Annotated in this window: 17 protein-coding genes; 13 read left to right on the top strand and 4 right to left on the bottom strand. The window is 69.5% G+C overall.

The window, feature by feature from the left end; translation table 11 throughout:
* Positions 1–6: 6 nt before the first annotated feature.
* The gene (gene minD, locus AC1D29_RS27760) at positions 7–822 is read right to left on the bottom strand and encodes a septum site-determining protein MinD (RefSeq protein ID WP_477903668.1); all 816 of its coding nucleotides are present in this window, start codon (positions 820–822) and stop codon (positions 7–9) included.
* A gap of 37 nt (positions 823–859) precedes the next feature.
* A complete protein-coding gene (gene minC, locus AC1D29_RS27765) occupies positions 860–1,687 on the bottom strand; it encodes a septum site-determining protein MinC (protein WP_477903670.1) in 828 nt (275 codons plus the stop codon).
* A 592-nt stretch (positions 1,688–2,279) separates the two neighbouring features.
* Here minC and AC1D29_RS27770 point away from each other — a divergent pair.
* Genes AC1D29_RS27770 through AC1D29_RS27790 form a run of 5 tightly spaced genes read left to right on the top strand, consistent with a single transcriptional unit; the run spans position 2,280 to position 6,429 of the window.
* A complete protein-coding gene (locus AC1D29_RS27770; RefSeq protein ID WP_477903672.1) occupies positions 2,280–2,465 on the top strand; it encodes a hypothetical protein in 186 nt (61 codons plus the stop codon).
* Between the two features lie 39 nt (positions 2,466–2,504).
* Entirely contained in the window at positions 2,505–4,550 is a 2,046-nt protein-coding gene (gene metG / locus AC1D29_RS27775) for a methionine--tRNA ligase (RefSeq protein ID WP_477903674.1), read from the top strand.
* 51 nt (positions 4,551–4,601) lie between these two features.
* Positions 4,602–5,345, top strand: coding sequence for a YoaK family protein (locus AC1D29_RS27780; protein WP_477903676.1), 744 nt, complete (start codon positions 4,602–4,604; stop codon positions 5,343–5,345).
* Between the two features lie 28 nt (positions 5,346–5,373).
* On the top strand, positions 5,374–5,577 hold the full coding sequence (locus tag AC1D29_RS27785; protein ID WP_477903678.1) for a DUF3460 family protein: 204 nt from the start codon (positions 5,374–5,376) through the stop codon (positions 5,575–5,577).
* 12 nt (positions 5,578–5,589) lie between these two features.
* The gene (locus AC1D29_RS27790; protein WP_477903680.1) at positions 5,590–6,429 is read left to right on the top strand and encodes a segregation and condensation protein A; all 840 of its coding nucleotides are present in this window, start codon (positions 5,590–5,592) and stop codon (positions 6,427–6,429) included.
* A 10-nt stretch (positions 6,430–6,439) separates the two neighbouring features.
* Here AC1D29_RS27790 and AC1D29_RS27795 read toward each other — a convergent pair whose 3' ends face one another.
* Together AC1D29_RS27795 and AC1D29_RS27800 are read right to left on the bottom strand one after the other, a co-directional pair.
* A complete protein-coding gene (locus AC1D29_RS27795; protein WP_477903682.1) occupies positions 6,440–7,345 on the bottom strand; it encodes a DUF808 domain-containing protein in 906 nt (301 codons plus the stop codon).
* 108 nt (positions 7,346–7,453) lie between these two features.
* Positions 7,454–7,909 (bottom strand): MaoC family dehydratase, encoded by a 456-nt coding sequence (locus AC1D29_RS27800; protein WP_477903684.1) that lies wholly within the window; start codon positions 7,907–7,909, stop codon positions 7,454–7,456.
* Between the two features lie 51 nt (positions 7,910–7,960).
* Here AC1D29_RS27800 and kefF point away from each other — a divergent pair, with 51 nt between their 5' ends.
* The 8 genes from kefF to AC1D29_RS27840 all read left to right on the top strand — a co-directional run bounded on the left by kefF (position 7,961) and on the right by AC1D29_RS27840 (position 15,831).
* Positions 7,961–8,617 carry a glutathione-regulated potassium-efflux system oxidoreductase KefF gene (kefF, locus tag AC1D29_RS27805; protein ID WP_477903686.1) on the top strand — a complete coding sequence of 219 codons (657 nt, stop codon included), beginning with the start codon at positions 7,961–7,963 and terminating at the stop codon, positions 8,615–8,617.
* A complete protein-coding gene (gene kefC / locus AC1D29_RS27810; protein ID WP_477903688.1) occupies positions 8,614–10,455 on the top strand; it encodes a glutathione-regulated potassium-efflux system protein KefC in 1,842 nt (613 codons plus the stop codon). The genes kefF and kefC overlap by 4 nt, the downstream gene beginning before the upstream one ends.
* 48 nt (positions 10,456–10,503) lie before the next feature.
* Positions 10,504–10,791, top strand: coding sequence for a helix-turn-helix domain-containing protein (locus AC1D29_RS27815; RefSeq protein ID WP_477903690.1), 288 nt, complete (start codon positions 10,504–10,506; stop codon positions 10,789–10,791).
* A complete protein-coding gene (locus AC1D29_RS27820; RefSeq protein WP_477903692.1) occupies positions 10,772–12,019 on the top strand; it encodes a type II toxin-antitoxin system HipA family toxin in 1,248 nt (415 codons plus the stop codon). Before AC1D29_RS27815 ends, AC1D29_RS27820 begins: the two co-directional genes overlap by 20 nt.
* Positions 12,016–12,579, top strand: coding sequence for an ECF-type sigma factor (locus AC1D29_RS27825; RefSeq protein WP_477903694.1), 564 nt, complete (start codon positions 12,016–12,018; stop codon positions 12,577–12,579). Before AC1D29_RS27820 ends, AC1D29_RS27825 begins: the two co-directional genes overlap by 4 nt.
* Positions 12,572–14,479 (top strand): serine/threonine-protein kinase, encoded by a 1,908-nt coding sequence (locus tag AC1D29_RS27830; protein ID WP_477903696.1) that lies wholly within the window; start codon positions 12,572–12,574, stop codon positions 14,477–14,479. The genes AC1D29_RS27825 and AC1D29_RS27830 overlap by 8 nt, the downstream gene beginning before the upstream one ends.
* Before the next feature lie 75 nt (positions 14,480–14,554).
* On the top strand, positions 14,555–15,478 hold the full coding sequence (locus AC1D29_RS27835; RefSeq protein WP_477903698.1) for a hypothetical protein: 924 nt from the start codon (positions 14,555–14,557) through the stop codon (positions 15,476–15,478).
* Complete coding sequence (locus AC1D29_RS27840) at positions 15,400–15,831, top strand: DUF1841 family protein (protein ID WP_477903700.1); 432 nt, start codon at positions 15,400–15,402, stop codon at positions 15,829–15,831. The genes AC1D29_RS27835 and AC1D29_RS27840 overlap by 79 nt, the downstream gene beginning before the upstream one ends.
* Positions 15,832–15,862 lie beyond the last annotated feature (31 nt).

The raw sequence follows: 15,862 nt of genomic DNA on the forward strand, positions 1-15,862 counted from the left end.
CTCCCCTCACTTGGCGCCGAAGACGCGCTTGAACCAGCTGGGCTTGACGGCCTCGGTGAAGCGCATCGGCTTGTCTTCGCCGAGGAAGCGCGCGACAACGTCCTTGTAGGCCTCGGCCACATCGGTCTCGGCCAGGTGGATGGCCGGCGTGCCCTGGTTGGACGCCTGCAGCACGCTCTCGCTCTCCGGGATGACACCGATCAGCGGCGTGCGCAGGATCTCGTGGATGTCGTCCAGGCTCAGCATCTGGCCGCCTTCGACCCGGTTGGGGTTGTAGCGGGTGATGAGCAGGTGTTCCTTGACCGGGTCGCCGCCTTCGATGGCGCGCTTGGTCTTGCTGGACAGCATGCCCAGGATGCGGTCCGAGTCGCGCACCGAGGACACCTCGGGGTTGGTCACCACCAGCGCCTCGTCGGCGTAGTGCATGGCCATCAGCGCGCCGGTCTCGATGCCGGCCGGCGAGTCGCAGACGATGTAGTCGAACTCCATTGCCTTCAGCTCGTTGAGCACGCGCTCCACGCCTTCCTGCTTCAGCGCGTCCTTGTCGCGCGTCTGCGAGGCGGCCAGGATGTAGAGCTTGTCCAGCTGCTTGTCCTTAATCAGCGCCTGGGTCAGCTTGATCTCGTCGTTGACGACGTTGATCAGGTCGTAGACGACGCGGCGCTCGACGCCCATGATCAGGTCGAGGTTGCGCAGGCCCACGTCGAAGTCGATGACGCAGGTCTTGAGGCCACGCATCGCGAGGCCGGTGGCGAAGCTCGCGCTGGTGGTGGTCTTGCCGACCCCGCCCTTGCCGGAGGTGACGACGACGATCTTGGTCATCTGGAGCTTTCCTGTTCGTTCAGTGCAATGGGGTGGTTCAGAGGGCAAGCGGCTGCATCAGCAGCTTCTCGCCATCGAGCAGGACCTGCGCCGGCTTGCCCGCCACGTCGGCCGGCAGCGGGTTCTCGGTCGTGCGGTAGATGCCGGCAATCGACAGCAGCTCCGCCTCCAGGCTGTGGGCGTAGATGCGCGCCGACGTGTCGCCGCGCGCACCGGCGATGGCTTTGCCACGCAGCGGCGCATAGACATGCACGCTGCCGTCAGCAATGACCTCGGCGCCATGGTTCACCAGCGCCAGCACGACCAGGTCACCGCCCTTGGCATAGATGCGCTGGCCGGAGCGCAGCGGCTTGTCGATGATCAGCGTCGGCGCGGGCGCGGCGGGTTTTTCGACGATGCGCTCGACGATGACTTCGCGGACCACCTCGCGCACGCTCTCCACGGGCGCTGCGCGTTCGGCGGCCGGTTCGTCGGCCGCGTCGGCCAGGCCCAATTCATGCGCCAGCGCCAGCTCGTCGGCGGTGGCGCCGGCCACGGCCACCGGCTGCAGCTGGCTGGCGCGCAGCAGCTCGACGATGGCTCTCAGGTCGACCGGCGCCGGGCCGTCCAGCGCCAGCGGCGCCTGGCCTTCCACCGGCGCAGCCGCCGGCGCTGTGGCGCGCGGGACCAGGCTCAGGTCGATGACGACGGGCTCATGCTCGAAACCGCCCTGGCCGGCGCGCGCGGCCCAGTCGGCGGCGACCTCGGCCATGTCGGCGCTGTGCAGCACCAGGCCCAGCAGGCTGAAGCGGCGCGACTTCAATTCGAACGCACCGGTGCGCGATGTGGCCTTGCGCCCGCCGTTCTCCCTCGTGTTGTCCGCCATCTGCCCCAGCCAGCCCTTCAAAAGGGCGCGAGTTTAGCTGCGGGCTTTCAGCGGGCCTGTTGGGGACTGCCCCCAAGCACCGCCTCAAATTCGGGCACAGCGACGCCATTGGCAGCCGATCAAGCACTTAGCGTCGCTGTGGGCAGTTGCCCCACAGACTTGTCCACAGGTGACGGGGACAACCTGGATGCCGATGTCATCAAGACCCGTGACATCCGCCCGCCGCGGCTTGACTTATCCCCATATCTGGCACCCGTCAAGCGTTTTGGACCCTGACGCGCGGCGACCGCCCCGCGCCCCGTGCCATAACGCTAAGTGATTGATTCATATAGACGACTTTGCGCTGCTCAAAAAATGGGCAACCTAAGCGGAGCCGCATCACACAAGGGCTTGGCGTCGACGGAGGGCAGTTCTCCACAAAGTTTTCCACAGACTCGGTGGATAGCTTTCAGAAGTGTTACGAATCAGTGACTTAGCCGTCTTCGTTGAGGCGTTCTGTAGCTTTCCTTGCCAAGTACGGGGGCTTGAGCCGAAGACGGGCCGGTTACATTGGGAGTTGCCCGCACGTGCGGGCGCTCGCAGGAGACCGCCCTTGGCCGCACCGAACTACAGCTACGAGAAACGCCAGCGCGAACTGGCCAAGAAACGCAAGGCCGAAGAGAAGCGCCAGCGCAAGCTCAGTGGCAAGCCGGATGACGGCAGCGCGCCGGACGAACCGCAAGCTGATGGCGAGGCCTCCACCGCCGACCCCGCCAACCCCGCGGAACCGCAAACCTAAAATCTTCCGTTTCCCTGCCCCGTCCCGTTCACCGCGCCCATGTCCCGCCAGCTCTTTGTCACCACCGCCCTGCCCTATGCCAACGCCGGTTTCCACATCGGCCACATCATGGAGTACACCCAGGCCGACATCTGGGTTCGCTTTCAGCGCATGGCGGGCTCGCAGGTGCACTTCGTCTGCGCGGACGACGCCCACGGCGCGCCGATCATGATCGCGGCCGAGAAGGCCGGCAAGACGCCCCAGGACTTCGTCGCCGGCATCGCGGCCGGCCGCAAGCAGTACCTGGACGGCTTTCACATCAGCTTCGACAACTGGCATTCCACCGACGGCCCGGAGAACCACGAGCTGTCCAAGTCGGTCTACCTGGCGCTGCGCCACAACGAGCTGATCTCCACCAAGACCATCGAGCAGTTCTTCGACCCGGACAAGGCCATGTTCCTGCCGGACCGCTTCATCAAGGGCGAGTGCCCCAAGTGCGGCGCGAAGGACCAATACGGCGACTCCTGCGAGGTCTGCGGCGCCGTCTACGCGCCCACCGAGCTGAAGAACCCGTATTCGGTGCTGTCCGGCGCGACGCCGGTGCTCAAGACCAGCGAACACTATTTCTTCAAGCTCAGCGACCCGCGCTGCGTCGACTTCCTGACGCAGTGGACGCAGGAGCCCGGCCGCCTGCAGCCGGAGGTGCTGAACAAGATCCGCGAGTGGTTCGAGCCCGATGAAGAGGGCAAGAACCGTCTCAGCGACTGGGACATCAGCCGTGACGCGCCCTACTTCGGCATCGAGATCCCGGACGCGCCGGGCAAGTACTTCTACGTCTGGCTGGACGCCCCCATCGGCTACCTCGCGTCGCTGAAGAACTACTTCGGCAAGCTGGGCAAGGACTTCGATGCGTTCATTGCCGACCCGTCCGTGGAGCAGGTGCACTTCATCGGCAAGGACATCACCTACTTCCACACGCTGTTCTGGCCGGCCATGCTGCATTTCAGCGGCCGCAAGACGCCCAACCATGTCTTCGTGCACGGCTTCATGACCGTCAACGGCGGCGAGAAGATGAGCAAGAGCCGCGGCACCGGCCTGGACCCGCTGAAGTACCTGGGCCTGGGCCTGAACGCCGAATGGCTGCGCTACTACATCGCCGCCAAGCTCAATGCCAAGGTCGAGGACATCGACTTCAACCCCGAGGACTTCGCGGCCCGCGTCAACAGCGACCTGGTCGGCAAGTTCATCAACATCGCGTCGCGCGCCGCGGGCTTCCTGACCAAGCGCTTCGGCGGCCACCTCAGCGGCGACCTGGGCGTCGAGGGCCGCATGCTGCTGGACGCGCTGCGCGGCCAGGCAAGCGCCATCGCGGAGCTGTACGAGACGCGCGAGTTCGGCAAGGCGCTGCGCGAGATCATGGCGCTGGCCGACAAGGTCAACGAGTTCGTCGACCAGCACAAGCCCTGGGAACTGGCCAAGCAGGACGGCATGGACGCGGCGCTGCACGACGTCTGCAGCGTCTGCATCGAGGCCTTCCGGCTGCTGACCATCTACCTCAAGCCCGTGCTGCCGGCGCTGGCCACGCAGGTCGAGGCCTTCCTGAAGGTCGACCCGCTGGAATGGCACGACAGCGCCCGCGCGCTGGGCGCCCACCAGATCGGCGCCTACCAGCACCTGATGCAGCGCGTTGACCTGGCCAAGGTCGAGCAGCTGTTCGAGGCGCCCGCCCCGGCCCACGTCAGCCCGGGCGGCGAGGACATCGCCGCCGAGATCAAGATCGACGACTTCGTCAAGGTGGACCTGCGCATCGCCAGGATCGTCAAGGCGGAACACGTCGAAGGCTCGGACAAGCTGCTGCGCCTGACGCTGGACGCGGGCGAAGGCCGCATGCGCAATGTCTTCAGCGGCATCAAGTCGGCCTACAAGCCCGAGGACCTGGAAGGCAAGCTGACCGTGCTGGTCGCCAACCTCGCGCCGCGCAAGATGAAGTTCGGCATCAGCGAGGGCATGGTGCTGGCCGCCAGCCACGCCGATGAGAAGGCCACCCCCGGCATCTTCGTGTTGGAGCCCTACCCCGGCGCCCAGCCCGGCATGCGCGTGCGCTGATGCGCCGCGGGCGCCAGCGAGAATGGGCCGCGCCCACTCGCTGAGCCCGCCATGCCCACCCATTACGCGCGCCGCCTGCTCGCGGCCGAACGCACCGCCTCGGGCAATGCCCACCTGGGCTGGATGCTGGCCTTCGTCGCCGGCGCCACCAACGCCGGCGGCTTCCTCGCCGTGCAGCAATACACCTCGCACATGACCGGCATGGTCTCGGCCGCGGCCGACGGCCTCGTGCTGGGCCAGCCGCAGGCGCTGGTCACCGCCATCGGCGCGCTGCTGGCCTTCGGCGCTGGTGCGGCCTGCACGTCGCTGCTGGTCAACTTCGGGCGGCAGCGCCAGGCCCACAGCATCTTCGCGCTGCCACTGCTGCTGGAGGCCGCCTGCCTGGTCGTCTTCGGGCTCATGGGCGCCTGGCTGGCGGGCATGGACGCCTTGTTCATCCCGGCCGCCGTGGCGGTGCTGTGCTTCACGATGGGGCTGCAGAACGCGCTGATCACCAAGGTCTCGCGCGCCGAGATCCGCACCACCCATGTCACCGGCATCGTCACCGACATCGGCATCGAGATCGGCCGCTTCCTCTATGGCCTGGGCGGCACGCCCGTGCACGGCAACGCGGCCAAGCTGCGCCTGCTGGCCGGGCTGCTGCTGGCCTTCGCCGTGGGCGGCGTGACCGGCGCCTGGGCCTTCAAGGCGCTGGGCTATGCGGCCACGCTGCCGCTGGCGGCGATGCTGGCCTTTCTGGGCGCCGTACCGACTCTGGACGACCTGGGCCGGCTGCGCGCCAGGCCCACCGACTAAAATGAGTGGATTCGTTTGCGAGACCACCATGCCGCTGTTCTGGAAGCCCTACAAGTCCGAAGTCACCTCCTTCATCGAACAGCTCAAGGCCCAGCGCCCCACGCTGGAAGCCGAACAGCGCGCCGGCCGCGCCCTGCTGTGGGACAAGCCCCAGGACCGCGCCGCCCAGGCCGACTTCAACGACGCTAAGGTGCCCCAGCAGCCCTACGTCTACCAGACCTCCGGCAAGTAAGCCTTGACGGCCATGGCTGACGAAGCCAGCCAAGCCGCGTCTGCCGACTCGGGGTTGCCCGAGGTGGTCGACGCGGTCGCGGTGGCGCGCCTGTACGGCGAGCCGCTGTTCCAGATGCCGCTGGACCTCTACATCCCGCCGGATGCACTGGAGGTCTTCCTGGAGGCCTTCCAGGGGCCGCTGGACCTGCTGCTGTACCTGATCCGCAAGCAGAACTTCAACATCCTCGACATCCCGCTGGCCGACGTGACGCGCCAGTACCTGAGCTACGTCGAGCAGATCCGCCGCCACAACCTGGAGCTGGCCAGCGAATACCTGTTGATGGCCGCGATGCTGATCGAGATCAAGTCGCGCATGCTGCTGCCGCCCAAGAAAAGCGAGGACGGCAAGGAGGTCGAGGACCCGCGTGCTGAACTCGTACGCCGCCTGCTGGAGTACGAGCAGATGAAGCTGGCCGCCGCGCGGCTGGACCGCCTGCCCGTGCTGGGCCGCGACTTCCTGCGCGCCCAGGTGCACATCGAGCAGTCGCTGACGCCCAGCTTCCCCGACGTCGACACCAACGACCTGCGCGAGGCGTGGCTGGACATCCTGAAGCGCGCCAAGCTCAACCAGCACCACAAGATCAGCCGCGAGCAGCTGTCGGTGCGCGAGCACATGAGCATCGTGCTGCGCCGCCTGCAGGGCCAGCGCTTTGTCGAGTTCGAGCACCTGTTCGACGTGACCCGCGGCCACGCGGTCGTCGTCGTCACCTTCATCGCGATGCTGGAGCTGGCGAAAGAGCGCCTGCTGGAGATCACGCAGGCGGAGGCGTTCGCGCCGATCTACGTGCGGCTCGCCTACTCGGCCAACTGAGTCCGACGCATCATTTGCCGCGCAGCTTCTGCACGGCCATCACACCGGCCAGCACCAGCGCACCGGCCGCCACGCCCACCAGCGCATTCGCGCCGTTCTCCAGCAGGGCCGACACGAGCCAGGCCTTGCCCTCGGCCAGGCGCGCGATGGCATGGTGCAGCGGCGAGATGCCGTGCACGAGGATGCCCCCGCCGACGAGGAACATCGCCGCCGTGCCCAACACGGTCAGCAACTTCATCAGCCGCGGCGCGGCGGCCAGCAGGAAGCGGCCCAAGGCCTGCTTCACCGCGCCGCCGCGTCGGGTCAGCCACAGCCCCGCATCGTCCATCTTGACGATGCCGGCCACGAAGCCGTAGACGCCCACCGTCATCGCGATGGACACGGCCACCAGCACGGCCAGCTGGGTCTGCAGCGGCGCGCTGGCCACCGTGCCCAGCGCGATGACGATGATCTCGGCGGACAGGATGAAGTCGGTGCGGATGGCGCCCTTGACTTTGTCACGTTCAAAGGTCGCCATGTCGACTTTGGGGTCGGCGATGGCCTTGACCAGCTCCTCGTGGTGGGCCTGGTCTTCCTCGGGGCTGTGCAGGAACTTGTGCGCCAGCTTCTCGAAGCCCTCGAAGCACAGGTAGGCGCCGCCGATCATCAGCAGCGGCGTGATGGCCCAGGGCGCAAAGGCCGAGATGGCCAGCGCTGCCGGCACCAGGATGGCCTTGTTGAGCATCGAGCCCTTGGCCACCGCCCAGACGACCGGCAGCTCGCGGTCGGCATTGACGCCGGTGACCTGCTGCGCATTCAGCGCCAGGTCGTCGCCCAGCACACCGGCCGTCTTCTTAGCCGCGACCTTGGTCATGGTCGCCACGTCGTCAAGGACGGTGGTGATGTCGTCGAGCAGAACGAGCAGGCTGGAGGCCATGGGGCAGCACGGAGGCGGTTGTCGGAGAAGCCGCGATGCTAGCCGGCCATTTCAGCAGTCCTGGGGCCGGGCGCCGGGTCGCTCCAAGGTATGCCCTGGACGACGGGCTCAGCGAAAGTGCCGCGCCAGGCTCTCCGCCACGCAGACCGGCTTCGCCGAGCCCTCGCGCTCGATGGCCACTTCCACCGTCAGCTGCATCGCCCCGCCGGCCACCGCGTCCATGGCCAGCAGCTTGAACCCCGCGCGCAGCCGGCTGCCCACTGGCACCGGCGCCGTGAAGCGCACCTTGTTCAGGCCGTAGTTGACGACCATGCGCGTCTCGCGCACCGAGAAGCCGGTCTCGAAGAAATACGGAATCAGCGCCAGCGTCAGGAAGCCATGCACGATGGGCCCGCCGAACGGCCCGTCCTTCGCGCGCTCGGGGTCGATGTGTATCCACTGCCGGTCCTCGGTCGTCTCGGCAAAGGCATTCACGCGGGCCTGGTCGACGGTGATCCAGTCGCTATGGCCCAGGGGCTGGCCGATCAAGGCTTGAAGATCGGAAAGAGTCTCGAAGATGCGCATTCGGGCTGACCAGATGTGAGCTGTCGAGCGGGCACGGTAACCTAGCCGGCCATGCCTGACAGTACCGCCCGCGACATCCTCGTCCTCGCCGCCCACCCCGACCTCGCCCGCTCCCACGCGACGCGCACCGTGCTCGACGCACTGCGCGCCTCGCCCGCGGCCGGGCGCGTCGAGCTGCGTGACCTCTACCGTCTCTACCCGGACTTCCACATCCACATCGACGCCGAGCAACGCGCACTGGAAGCCGCCAAGCTCGTCGTCATGCTGCACCCCATCTACTGGTACAGCATGCCGGCGCTGCAGAAGCTCTGGCTGGACGAGGTGCCACGCCTGGGCTGGGCCTATGGCCCCGGCGGCACGGCGCTGCACGGCAAGGACTTCTGGCTGGTGGCCTCCACCGGCGGCGGTGCCGAGGCCTATGCGCCCGGCGGCCACAACCACCACCCCATCACCGAGTTCCTGCTGCCCTACCAGCAGTCCGCACGCACCTGCGGCATGAACTACCTGCCGCCGCAGATCCTGCACGCGGCCCACCGCGCGACGGACGCCGAGATCACGGCCCACGCCGAGCTGTTCGTGAAGCGGCTGGCGCACTACCCCGAGTGGTGCCAGCACATCGCCGAGCCGGCCGTCGGCGACGAGGAGGCAGTGGCGCTGGACGAGCGGCCGCCGCTGTTCTCGACACTGGATGCCGGGAGCGACGAATGAGCCACGGCAACTGGTTGCAGCTTCCGCTTGTGTTCCTCGCCGCCGCCGTGCTGGCCGTGCCGCTGGCGCGCTGGCTGCGCCTGGGCTCCATCCTGGGCTACCTGGTCGCCGGCGTGCTGATCGGGCCGGCGGTGCTGGGGCTGATCCCCGAGTCCACCGCCATCCCCGAGGTGGCCGAACTGGGCGTCGTGCTGATGCTCTTCCTCGTCGGCCTGGAGCTGGAGCCCAAGCGGCTGTGGGCCATGCGCCGGCCCATCTTCGGCTGGGGCAGCGTGCAATTGCTGGGCTGCGCGGCGGTGCTGACGGCCGTGGGCCTGGCCACTGGCCACCCGTGGCGACTGGCTGTCGTCGTCAGCCTGGGCCTGGCGATGTCGTCCACCGCCGTCGCGCTGGCCGTGATGGCCGAGCGCAACCTCGGCCGCACGACCGCGGGCGAGAGCATCTTGTCCGTCGCGCTGCTGCAGGACATCGCCGCCATCCCGGTGCTGGCCCTGGTGCCCGTGCTGGCGCTCAGCGGCGCGCATGACGATGACGGCGGCGCCACCTGGCTGGCGGCAGGCAAGGCCATCGGTGCCATCGTCGTCATCGTCTTCGGCGGCCGCCTGCTGCTGCGCCCGGCCCTGCGCTGGATCGCGCACAGCAAGACACCCGAGATCTTCACCGCCGCGGCCCTGCTGCTGGTGCTGGGCACGGCGGCGCTGATGCAGCTGGTGGGCCTGTCGATGGCGCTGGGCGCCTTCCTGGCCGGCGTGCTGCTGGCCGAGAGCGAATACCGCCGCGAGCTGGAGACCGACCTGGAACCGTTCAAAGGCCTGCTGCTGGGCCTGTTCTTCATCGCCGTCGGCATGGGGCTGGACCTGAAGGCCGTGGCCGCCCAGCCGGGCCTGGTCGTGCTGCTCGTCACGGCGCTGCTGGCCTGCAAGATCTTCGTGCTCGTCGCGATGTCCAAGGCGATGAAGATCCCGCTGGTCGAGCGGCCCGCCTTCGTCATCCTGCTGGCCCAGGGCGGCGAGTTCGGCTTCGTCGTGTTCCAGCTGGCGCAGAGCGAGGGGATGATCAACGCGGCGCAGAACTCGGCGCTGGTCGCGTCCATCGCGCTGTCGCTGGCGCTGACGCCGCTGCTGCTGACCGGCGGCGACCGGCTGATGTCGCAGAAGCTCGCTCGCCGCGGCGCCAGGAAGCGCGGCGAGGCGCCGCCACCGCCGCCCGCACCCATCATCATTGCCGGCAGCGGCCGCTACGGTCAGGTCGTGGCCCGCATGCTGCGCGCCAACGGCATCGAGGCGACCGTGCTGGACCACGACTCCGAGGCCATCGAAAGCCTGCGCCGTTTCGAATGGACCGTGCACTACGGCGACGCCACCCGGCTGGACATGCTGAAGACCGCCGGTGCCGCCACGGCACGCATCCTGGTCATCGCCATCGACGACATCGGCCAGAGCGTCGAGATCGCCGAGCTGGCGCGCGAGCATTTCCCGCAGCTCACCATCGTCGCCCGGGCGCGCAACGTGCAGCACTACTACCAGCTGCACGAGGCCGGCGTGCGTCACATCGAACGCGAGACCTTTGACTCCGCGCTGATGAGCGCCCGCAGCGTGCTGGAGCTGACCGGCATGGAGCCCCACGCCGCGCGCCGCCAGGCCATGCGTTTCAGGCGCCACAACATCGACGTGCTCAACAGCATGGTGCCACTGCAGGGCGACGAGGGTGCGTTGATCGCCGCCGCCCGGTTGGGCCGGCAGCAGTTCGAGCAATTGCTGGCCGCCGAGCGTGACGCCGAGGATGCGCACCGCAAGGCGCAGCGTGGCGGCTGGGACAGGCCGTCACCCCAGGATTGACCTGAATTCTGGACGTTTTGAGCGGAATCCTTCAAAATGTCCAGAACTATGGACACCCTGCGTCTCCCCACCGACCTGGGCGCCGCGCTCAAGGCGCACCGCCAGCAGCACGGCCTCACGGCCGTCGACGTGGCCACGCGCGCCGGCCGCAGCCGGGACATCCTCTACCGGCTTGAACGCGGCGAGGACGTGACGGTCAGCGCGCTGCTGGACATCCTGCGCGCGCTGGGCCTGAGCCTCGCGCTGCAGCCCGCGGGCCTGCCCACGCTGGAAGAAATGCAGCGCCGTTTTGCGACAGACGCTGCGGCCGACGCCCATGACGACGACGCGGCCTGAGCCGTTTCCCGAGCGCGTGCGGCATCTGCGCGTGGACTTGAACGGCACGCCCTGCGGCGACCTGCGCCGCGAGTCCCAGCTCGTCTTCAGCTACCGCCGCGACGACGACGAGCAGCCATCGGTGGGCCTGCTGATGCCTCCGCGCCAGCTGCTGTACCGCAGCAACGCGCTGTTCCCGGTCATGGACCAGAACCTGCCGGAGGGCTATCTGTTCGAGCGTCTGCGCGCGCTCCACCCCAAGCAACCCCTCACTGCCATGCATCTGCTGGGCCTGGTGGGGGACAACGGCATCGGCCGGCTGGGCTTTCACCTGCCCGACGCCGACACGCCCTTGCCGCTCGCCCCGATGACGCAGGCCGAGCTGCTGCGCCTGCCCTACAGCCCAGCGCTGTTCGACGACCTGGTGGCCGCCTACCTGTCCACCGGCTTCGGCACCGCCTTTGGCATCTCCGGCATGCAGCCCAAGCTGATGCTGCCCGACCGCGCCACGATCCCGGTGCCCAACCTCATCGTCAAGGCCGGCTCCGAGGCCTACCCTGGCCTGGCCGCCAACGAGTTCCTGTGCCTGCAGGCCGCAGCGCGCGCCGGCATCGCCGTGCCGGTGCATGCACTGTCGGACGACGGCCAGTTGCTCGTGCTCGAACGCTTCGACCTGCAGCCCGACGGCCGGCGCCTGGGTTTCGAGGACGTGGCCGCGTTGATGGGCCTGTCCGTGCGCGACACGCTGTCCGACCGCAAGTACCAGGGCAGCTACGAAACCGTCGTGCAGGCACTCAAGGCGCTGGCCCTGCCTGCCGTCGACCTGACGCGCTTCTTCGAGCAGGTGGCCTTCACGGTGATGGTGCGCAATGGCGACGGGCATCTGAAGAACTTCGGCGTCGGCTACGACGAGGCCTGGGGCGCGCGGCTGGCGCCGATGTACGACGTCGTCACGACGGCCATCTACCGCTACCAGCGCTGGACGGGCGCCGAGAGCGAGGAGGACCGCACGCTGGCGCTGCGCCTGTTCGCCGGCCGCGGCCAGAGCCGCGCCTACCCGACCACCGAGGAGTTGCTGCGGTTTGGTCGCCAGGTCTGCGGCGTGGCCCAGCCCGCGCCCGTGCTCGCGCGCATCGCCGACGCGCTGCGCGACACGCTGGCGCTGGCCAGACAGGATGCGCGCATCCCCCGGCCGCTGCTCGCCGACATGACCGAGATGTGGCGACGCGGCATGGACTACGCGCGATGAACGCCGATCGCCTTACCGCCCTGCTCGATGCCGCCCGCCAGGGCGATGACGCTGCTGCCCAGGCCGCCTGGCCGCTGGTCTACCCCGAGCTGCGCCGCATCGCCCGCGCCAGGCTGCGCGGGCCGGGTGCGCCCAGCCTCGCGACCGAGGAGCTGCTGCACGAAGGCTTTCTGCGCCTGGCCCAGGGTTCGCCCACACCGCTGGCGGACCGGCGCCACTTCTACGCGCTGGCCGCCAAGACGATGCGCCACATCGTCATCGACCACCTGCGCCGCCGCCAGGCCCAACGCCACGGCGGCGACTGGCAGGCGCTGAGCTGGGACACGGCCATCGTGGATGCCGCCACGCCCGAAGCCGACGCCGACCGGCTGCTGGCGCTGGACGTCGCGCTCGATGCCCTGGCCACGATGGACCCGGCGCTGGCGCATGTCGTCGAGCTGCGTTTCTTCGGCGGCTACACCGAGGTCGAGACCGCCGAAGCGCTGGGCCTGAGCGAACGCACCGTGCGCCGCCACTGGGCCAAGGCGCGCGCTTTCCTGCTGATGCAACTCGATGCCTGAAGCCATCCCGCCCGCGCTGTGGCCGCGGGTGTCGGCCGCGTTCGACGAAGCGCTGGCCCTGGCGGCCGACGCGCGTGAAGCATGGATCGCGCAACTGGCCGACGAGATCGCCACGCCGTTGCGCGCGCTGCTGCGGGCGCACGACAGCGAGGCCGAGCTGCCGGCGCTGGACGCGGCGACCGCCCTCGCCGCACCGGGCCAGCGCATCGGACCTTACCGGCTGATCGAGCGCATCGGCGCCGGCGGCATGGCCGAGGTCTGGGGTGCCGAGCAGGTGGACGGGCCGCTGGCGGGCCGCCGCGCGGCGCTGAAGCTGCCGCGGCCGGGCCAGCGCCTCAGCGAGCGGCTGGACGAGGAGCGTGCGCTGCTGATCGGCCTGGAGCACCCGCACATCGCGCGGCTCTACGACGCCGGCAGCCAAGACGGCCAGCCCTGGCTCGCGCTCGAATGGGTGGCCGGCCGGCCCATCACCGAGGCGCTGGCGAACCAACCCCTGCGCGCACGCCTGATCGCCTTCCTGCAGGTGCTGGACGCCGTGCGCCACGCGCACGCCCGCCTGGTGCTGCACGCCGACCTCAAGCCCGGCAACATCCTCGTCGGCGACGACGGCCGCGTGAAGCTGCTGGACTTCGGCATCGCCCGCCTGCTGCACACCCAAGGCCCGCGCGCCTTCACGCCCGGGCTGGCGGCGCCCGAGCAGCAGCGCGGCGAGGTGCTCACCGTTGCGGCCGACGTCTACGGCCTGGGCGGCGTGCTGGCCGCGCTGGTGTCGCCCGCCGAGCGCGGCCGCGCGCTGGCCGCCGTCATCGCGCGTGCCCAAGCCCTTGAGCCGGCGGCGCGCTATGCCGACGTCGAGGCGCTGGCCGCCGACATCCACTGCCTGCTGGACCACCGCCCCGTGGCCGCGCTGCCCGGCGCGCCTCTTTACCGGCTGGCTTGCTTCCTGCGCCGCCAGCGCCTGCCGCTGCTGGGCGCCGCGGCCCTGCTGATCGGCCTGACCGCCGCACTGTGGCAGGCCGACAGCGCCCGGCGCGAGGCCCGCCGCGCCGAGGCCGCCAACGCCTATCTGCTGGACCTCTTCAAGACGCTGGACCGCCGCGCGCCCGATGCCGCCCAGCCCGAGGCCGCGCTGCGCCGCCTGCTGGCCGAGCGCATGGCCCGCATCGAGGCCACGCTGCCCACCGACCCCGACACGGCAGACGAGCTGCTGCGCATCACCGCCACGCTGCACGACTACCTTGGCGAGGCCAAGCGCAGCCGCGTGCTGAGCGAGCGGCGCTACCGGTTGCTGAAGGCGCGCCTGGGCGCGGGCCATGAGCGCAGCCTGTACGCCGGCATGGGGCTGATCTGGCCGCTGCTGGCCGAAGGCGACCTGGCTGCGAGCGCGGCGCTGCTGGCCGAGCTGGACAGCGCCCTGCCCGCGCGCGGCCTGCTGCGCGCCGAGTGGTGGCTGGCCCGGCACGACCTGCGCCAGCGCCAGGGCGCCGCACCCGCCGAGCGCGAACGCCTGCTGCGCGAGGCGCTGGCCCGCTATGCCGCCGATGCGCCCAACGACAGCGGCCACGCCGCCACGTGGCTGGCCGTGAGCGAGCTGCTGGCGTCGACCGGCCGGCGCGACGAGGCGCTGGCCGCCGTCAACCAGGCGCTGGCCCATGTCGCGCACGCCCGGCCCTACATCGCCAGCGACCACGCGCGCCAGCTGCTGCACCGCGCCAGCCTCGTCGACGCACCGCAGGACGAAGCCCAGGCGCTGCAACTGCTGCGCGGCAGCACGGGCCTGCGCGCCGCCTTCCTGCAGCAGCCGCTGGCCGCCCTCATCGCCCGCCGCTGCGGCAGCGATGCGCCCGCCGCAGGCGCCCTGGCCGCAGAAGCCGGCCTGCCCGGCTGCCCCGCCCCCTAACTTGCGTGGCCGGTTTCGCGGCCGGCTTGCGTGTGTGGAGGTGCGCCGCTGTTGGCGCTGCTCCAGGGAGCCTCCATGCCCGCCCGCGCTCTTGCCTTGTCCTTGCTGCTGGCCGCCAGCCTGCCGGCCGCCGCCATCAATTCGCAGCTGCTCGTGAACATGAACGTGCACGCCACCAGCTTCCTCGCCCCCGGTGACGGCGAGCAGCGCTTCACGCCCAACCTGGACCTGCGCGACGACCCGCGGCTGGCGCAGACGCAACACCTGTACGAGATCGCCAGCCATGCCGGCGGGCATGGCATCGGCCGCTTCGAAGGGCGCGTCGGCCTGCTGCGCGCCTTCGCCTCGGGCAGCTTTCCCTACTGCTGCGACCTGGCCGGCAACCGCGTCAACTATGGCTATGCCGGCGCCACTGTGCAGGGCAACTTCTACGACAGCATCGCCGTCACCGGCGCCGGGCTGGCCGTGGGCACGCCGGTCAGCTACACGATCAACTTCAGCGTCGGCGGCCACCTGTCCAACCCCAGCTTCGAGATCGGTGGCTTTCTGTCGGCCTACGGCGTGGCCGAGGCCCGGCTGGGCGACCTGACCACCCGCGAGGTCAAGATCCGCAGCTGGGACGCCAGCCGCGAGGCACCGGGCACCTTCCAGCTCACGCTGGACACCGAGGTGGGCCGCACCATCTTCGTCACCGGCATGCTGGCCGTGGGCGCCTCGGTCAGCGACTACGCGCGGCTGGGTCGCTACGCCGAGGCCGACTTCGCCCACTCCGCCGGCTACCAACTGGTCCCGTCGGTCGCCGGCCTCAACACGGTGGGCGCCAGCGGCTGGGACTTCGCGACGCCGGTGCCCGAGCCGGGCGCGGGGCTGCTGATGGTGGCGGGCCTGGCCCTGCTGCTCGGCCGGCGACAATTGCGGCCATGTTCGCCCCGTCCCAGCTCGAAGTCAGGCGCTTCTTCTGCGCCACCTACCGCAAATGGCGCGATGGCGCGCCGCTGATCCCGATGGAAGCCCTCGCCGCGGACTGGATTGCCGAGCATCCCGAGTACCACGAGGAGCTCGCCGACGAGGCCGCCGCGCTGGAGAAGGTCTACACGGTGGAGGAAGGCCGTACCAACCCCTTCCTGCACCTGTCCATGCACCTCACCATCACCGAGCAGCACGCCATCGACCAGCCTTCCGGCATCCGCCAGGCCATCGATCTGCTGACGGCACGGCGCAACTCGCGCCACGACGCGCATCACGCGGCGATGGACGCGCTGGGCGAGATGATCTGGGCCTCCCAGCGCAGCGGCCTGCCGCCGGACGGCCACGCCTACCTGGACTCGGTGCGCCGCAAGGCCACGACCTGAGGCGAACGCGCCGCTTGACGAACCTACCAAT

Source organism: Roseateles sp. P1_C6, assembly GCF_056406315.1.

Coding starts and splice junctions, on each gene's coding strand:
- minC (WP_477903670.1), bottom strand. CDS start 1,687: ATGGCGGACAACACGAGGGAGAACGGCGGGCGCAAGGCCACATCGCGC.
- AC1D29_RS27840 (WP_477903700.1), top strand. CDS start 15,400: ATGTTCGCCCCGTCCCAGCTCGAAGTCAGGCGCTTCTTCTGCGCCACC.
- kefF (WP_477903686.1), top strand. CDS start 7,961: ATGCCTGACAGTACCGCCCGCGACATCCTCGTCCTCGCCGCCCACCCC.
- AC1D29_RS27830 (WP_477903696.1), top strand. CDS start 12,572: ATGCCTGAAGCCATCCCGCCCGCGCTGTGGCCGCGGGTGTCGGCCGCG.
- AC1D29_RS27800 (WP_477903684.1), bottom strand. CDS start 7,909: ATGCGCATCTTCGAGACTCTTTCCGATCTTCAAGCCTTGATCGGCCAG.
- AC1D29_RS27780 (WP_477903676.1), top strand. CDS start 4,602: ATGCCCACCCATTACGCGCGCCGCCTGCTCGCGGCCGAACGCACCGCC.
- AC1D29_RS27825 (WP_477903694.1), top strand. CDS start 12,016: ATGAACGCCGATCGCCTTACCGCCCTGCTCGATGCCGCCCGCCAGGGC.
- AC1D29_RS27790 (WP_477903680.1), top strand. CDS start 5,590: ATGGCTGACGAAGCCAGCCAAGCCGCGTCTGCCGACTCGGGGTTGCCC.
- minD (WP_477903668.1), bottom strand. CDS start 822: ATGACCAAGATCGTCGTCGTCACCTCCGGCAAGGGCGGGGTCGGCAAG.
- AC1D29_RS27820 (WP_477903692.1), top strand. CDS start 10,772: ATGACGACGACGCGGCCTGAGCCGTTTCCCGAGCGCGTGCGGCATCTG.
- AC1D29_RS27795 (WP_477903682.1), bottom strand. CDS start 7,345: ATGGCCTCCAGCCTGCTCGTTCTGCTCGACGACATCACCACCGTCCTT.
- AC1D29_RS27785 (WP_477903678.1), top strand. CDS start 5,374: ATGCCGCTGTTCTGGAAGCCCTACAAGTCCGAAGTCACCTCCTTCATC.
- AC1D29_RS27815 (WP_477903690.1), top strand. CDS start 10,504: ATGGACACCCTGCGTCTCCCCACCGACCTGGGCGCCGCGCTCAAGGCG.
- kefC (WP_477903688.1), top strand. CDS start 8,614: ATGAGCCACGGCAACTGGTTGCAGCTTCCGCTTGTGTTCCTCGCCGCC.
- AC1D29_RS27835 (WP_477903698.1), top strand. CDS start 14,555: ATGCCCGCCCGCGCTCTTGCCTTGTCCTTGCTGCTGGCCGCCAGCCTG.
- metG (WP_477903674.1), top strand. CDS start 2,505: ATGTCCCGCCAGCTCTTTGTCACCACCGCCCTGCCCTATGCCAACGCC.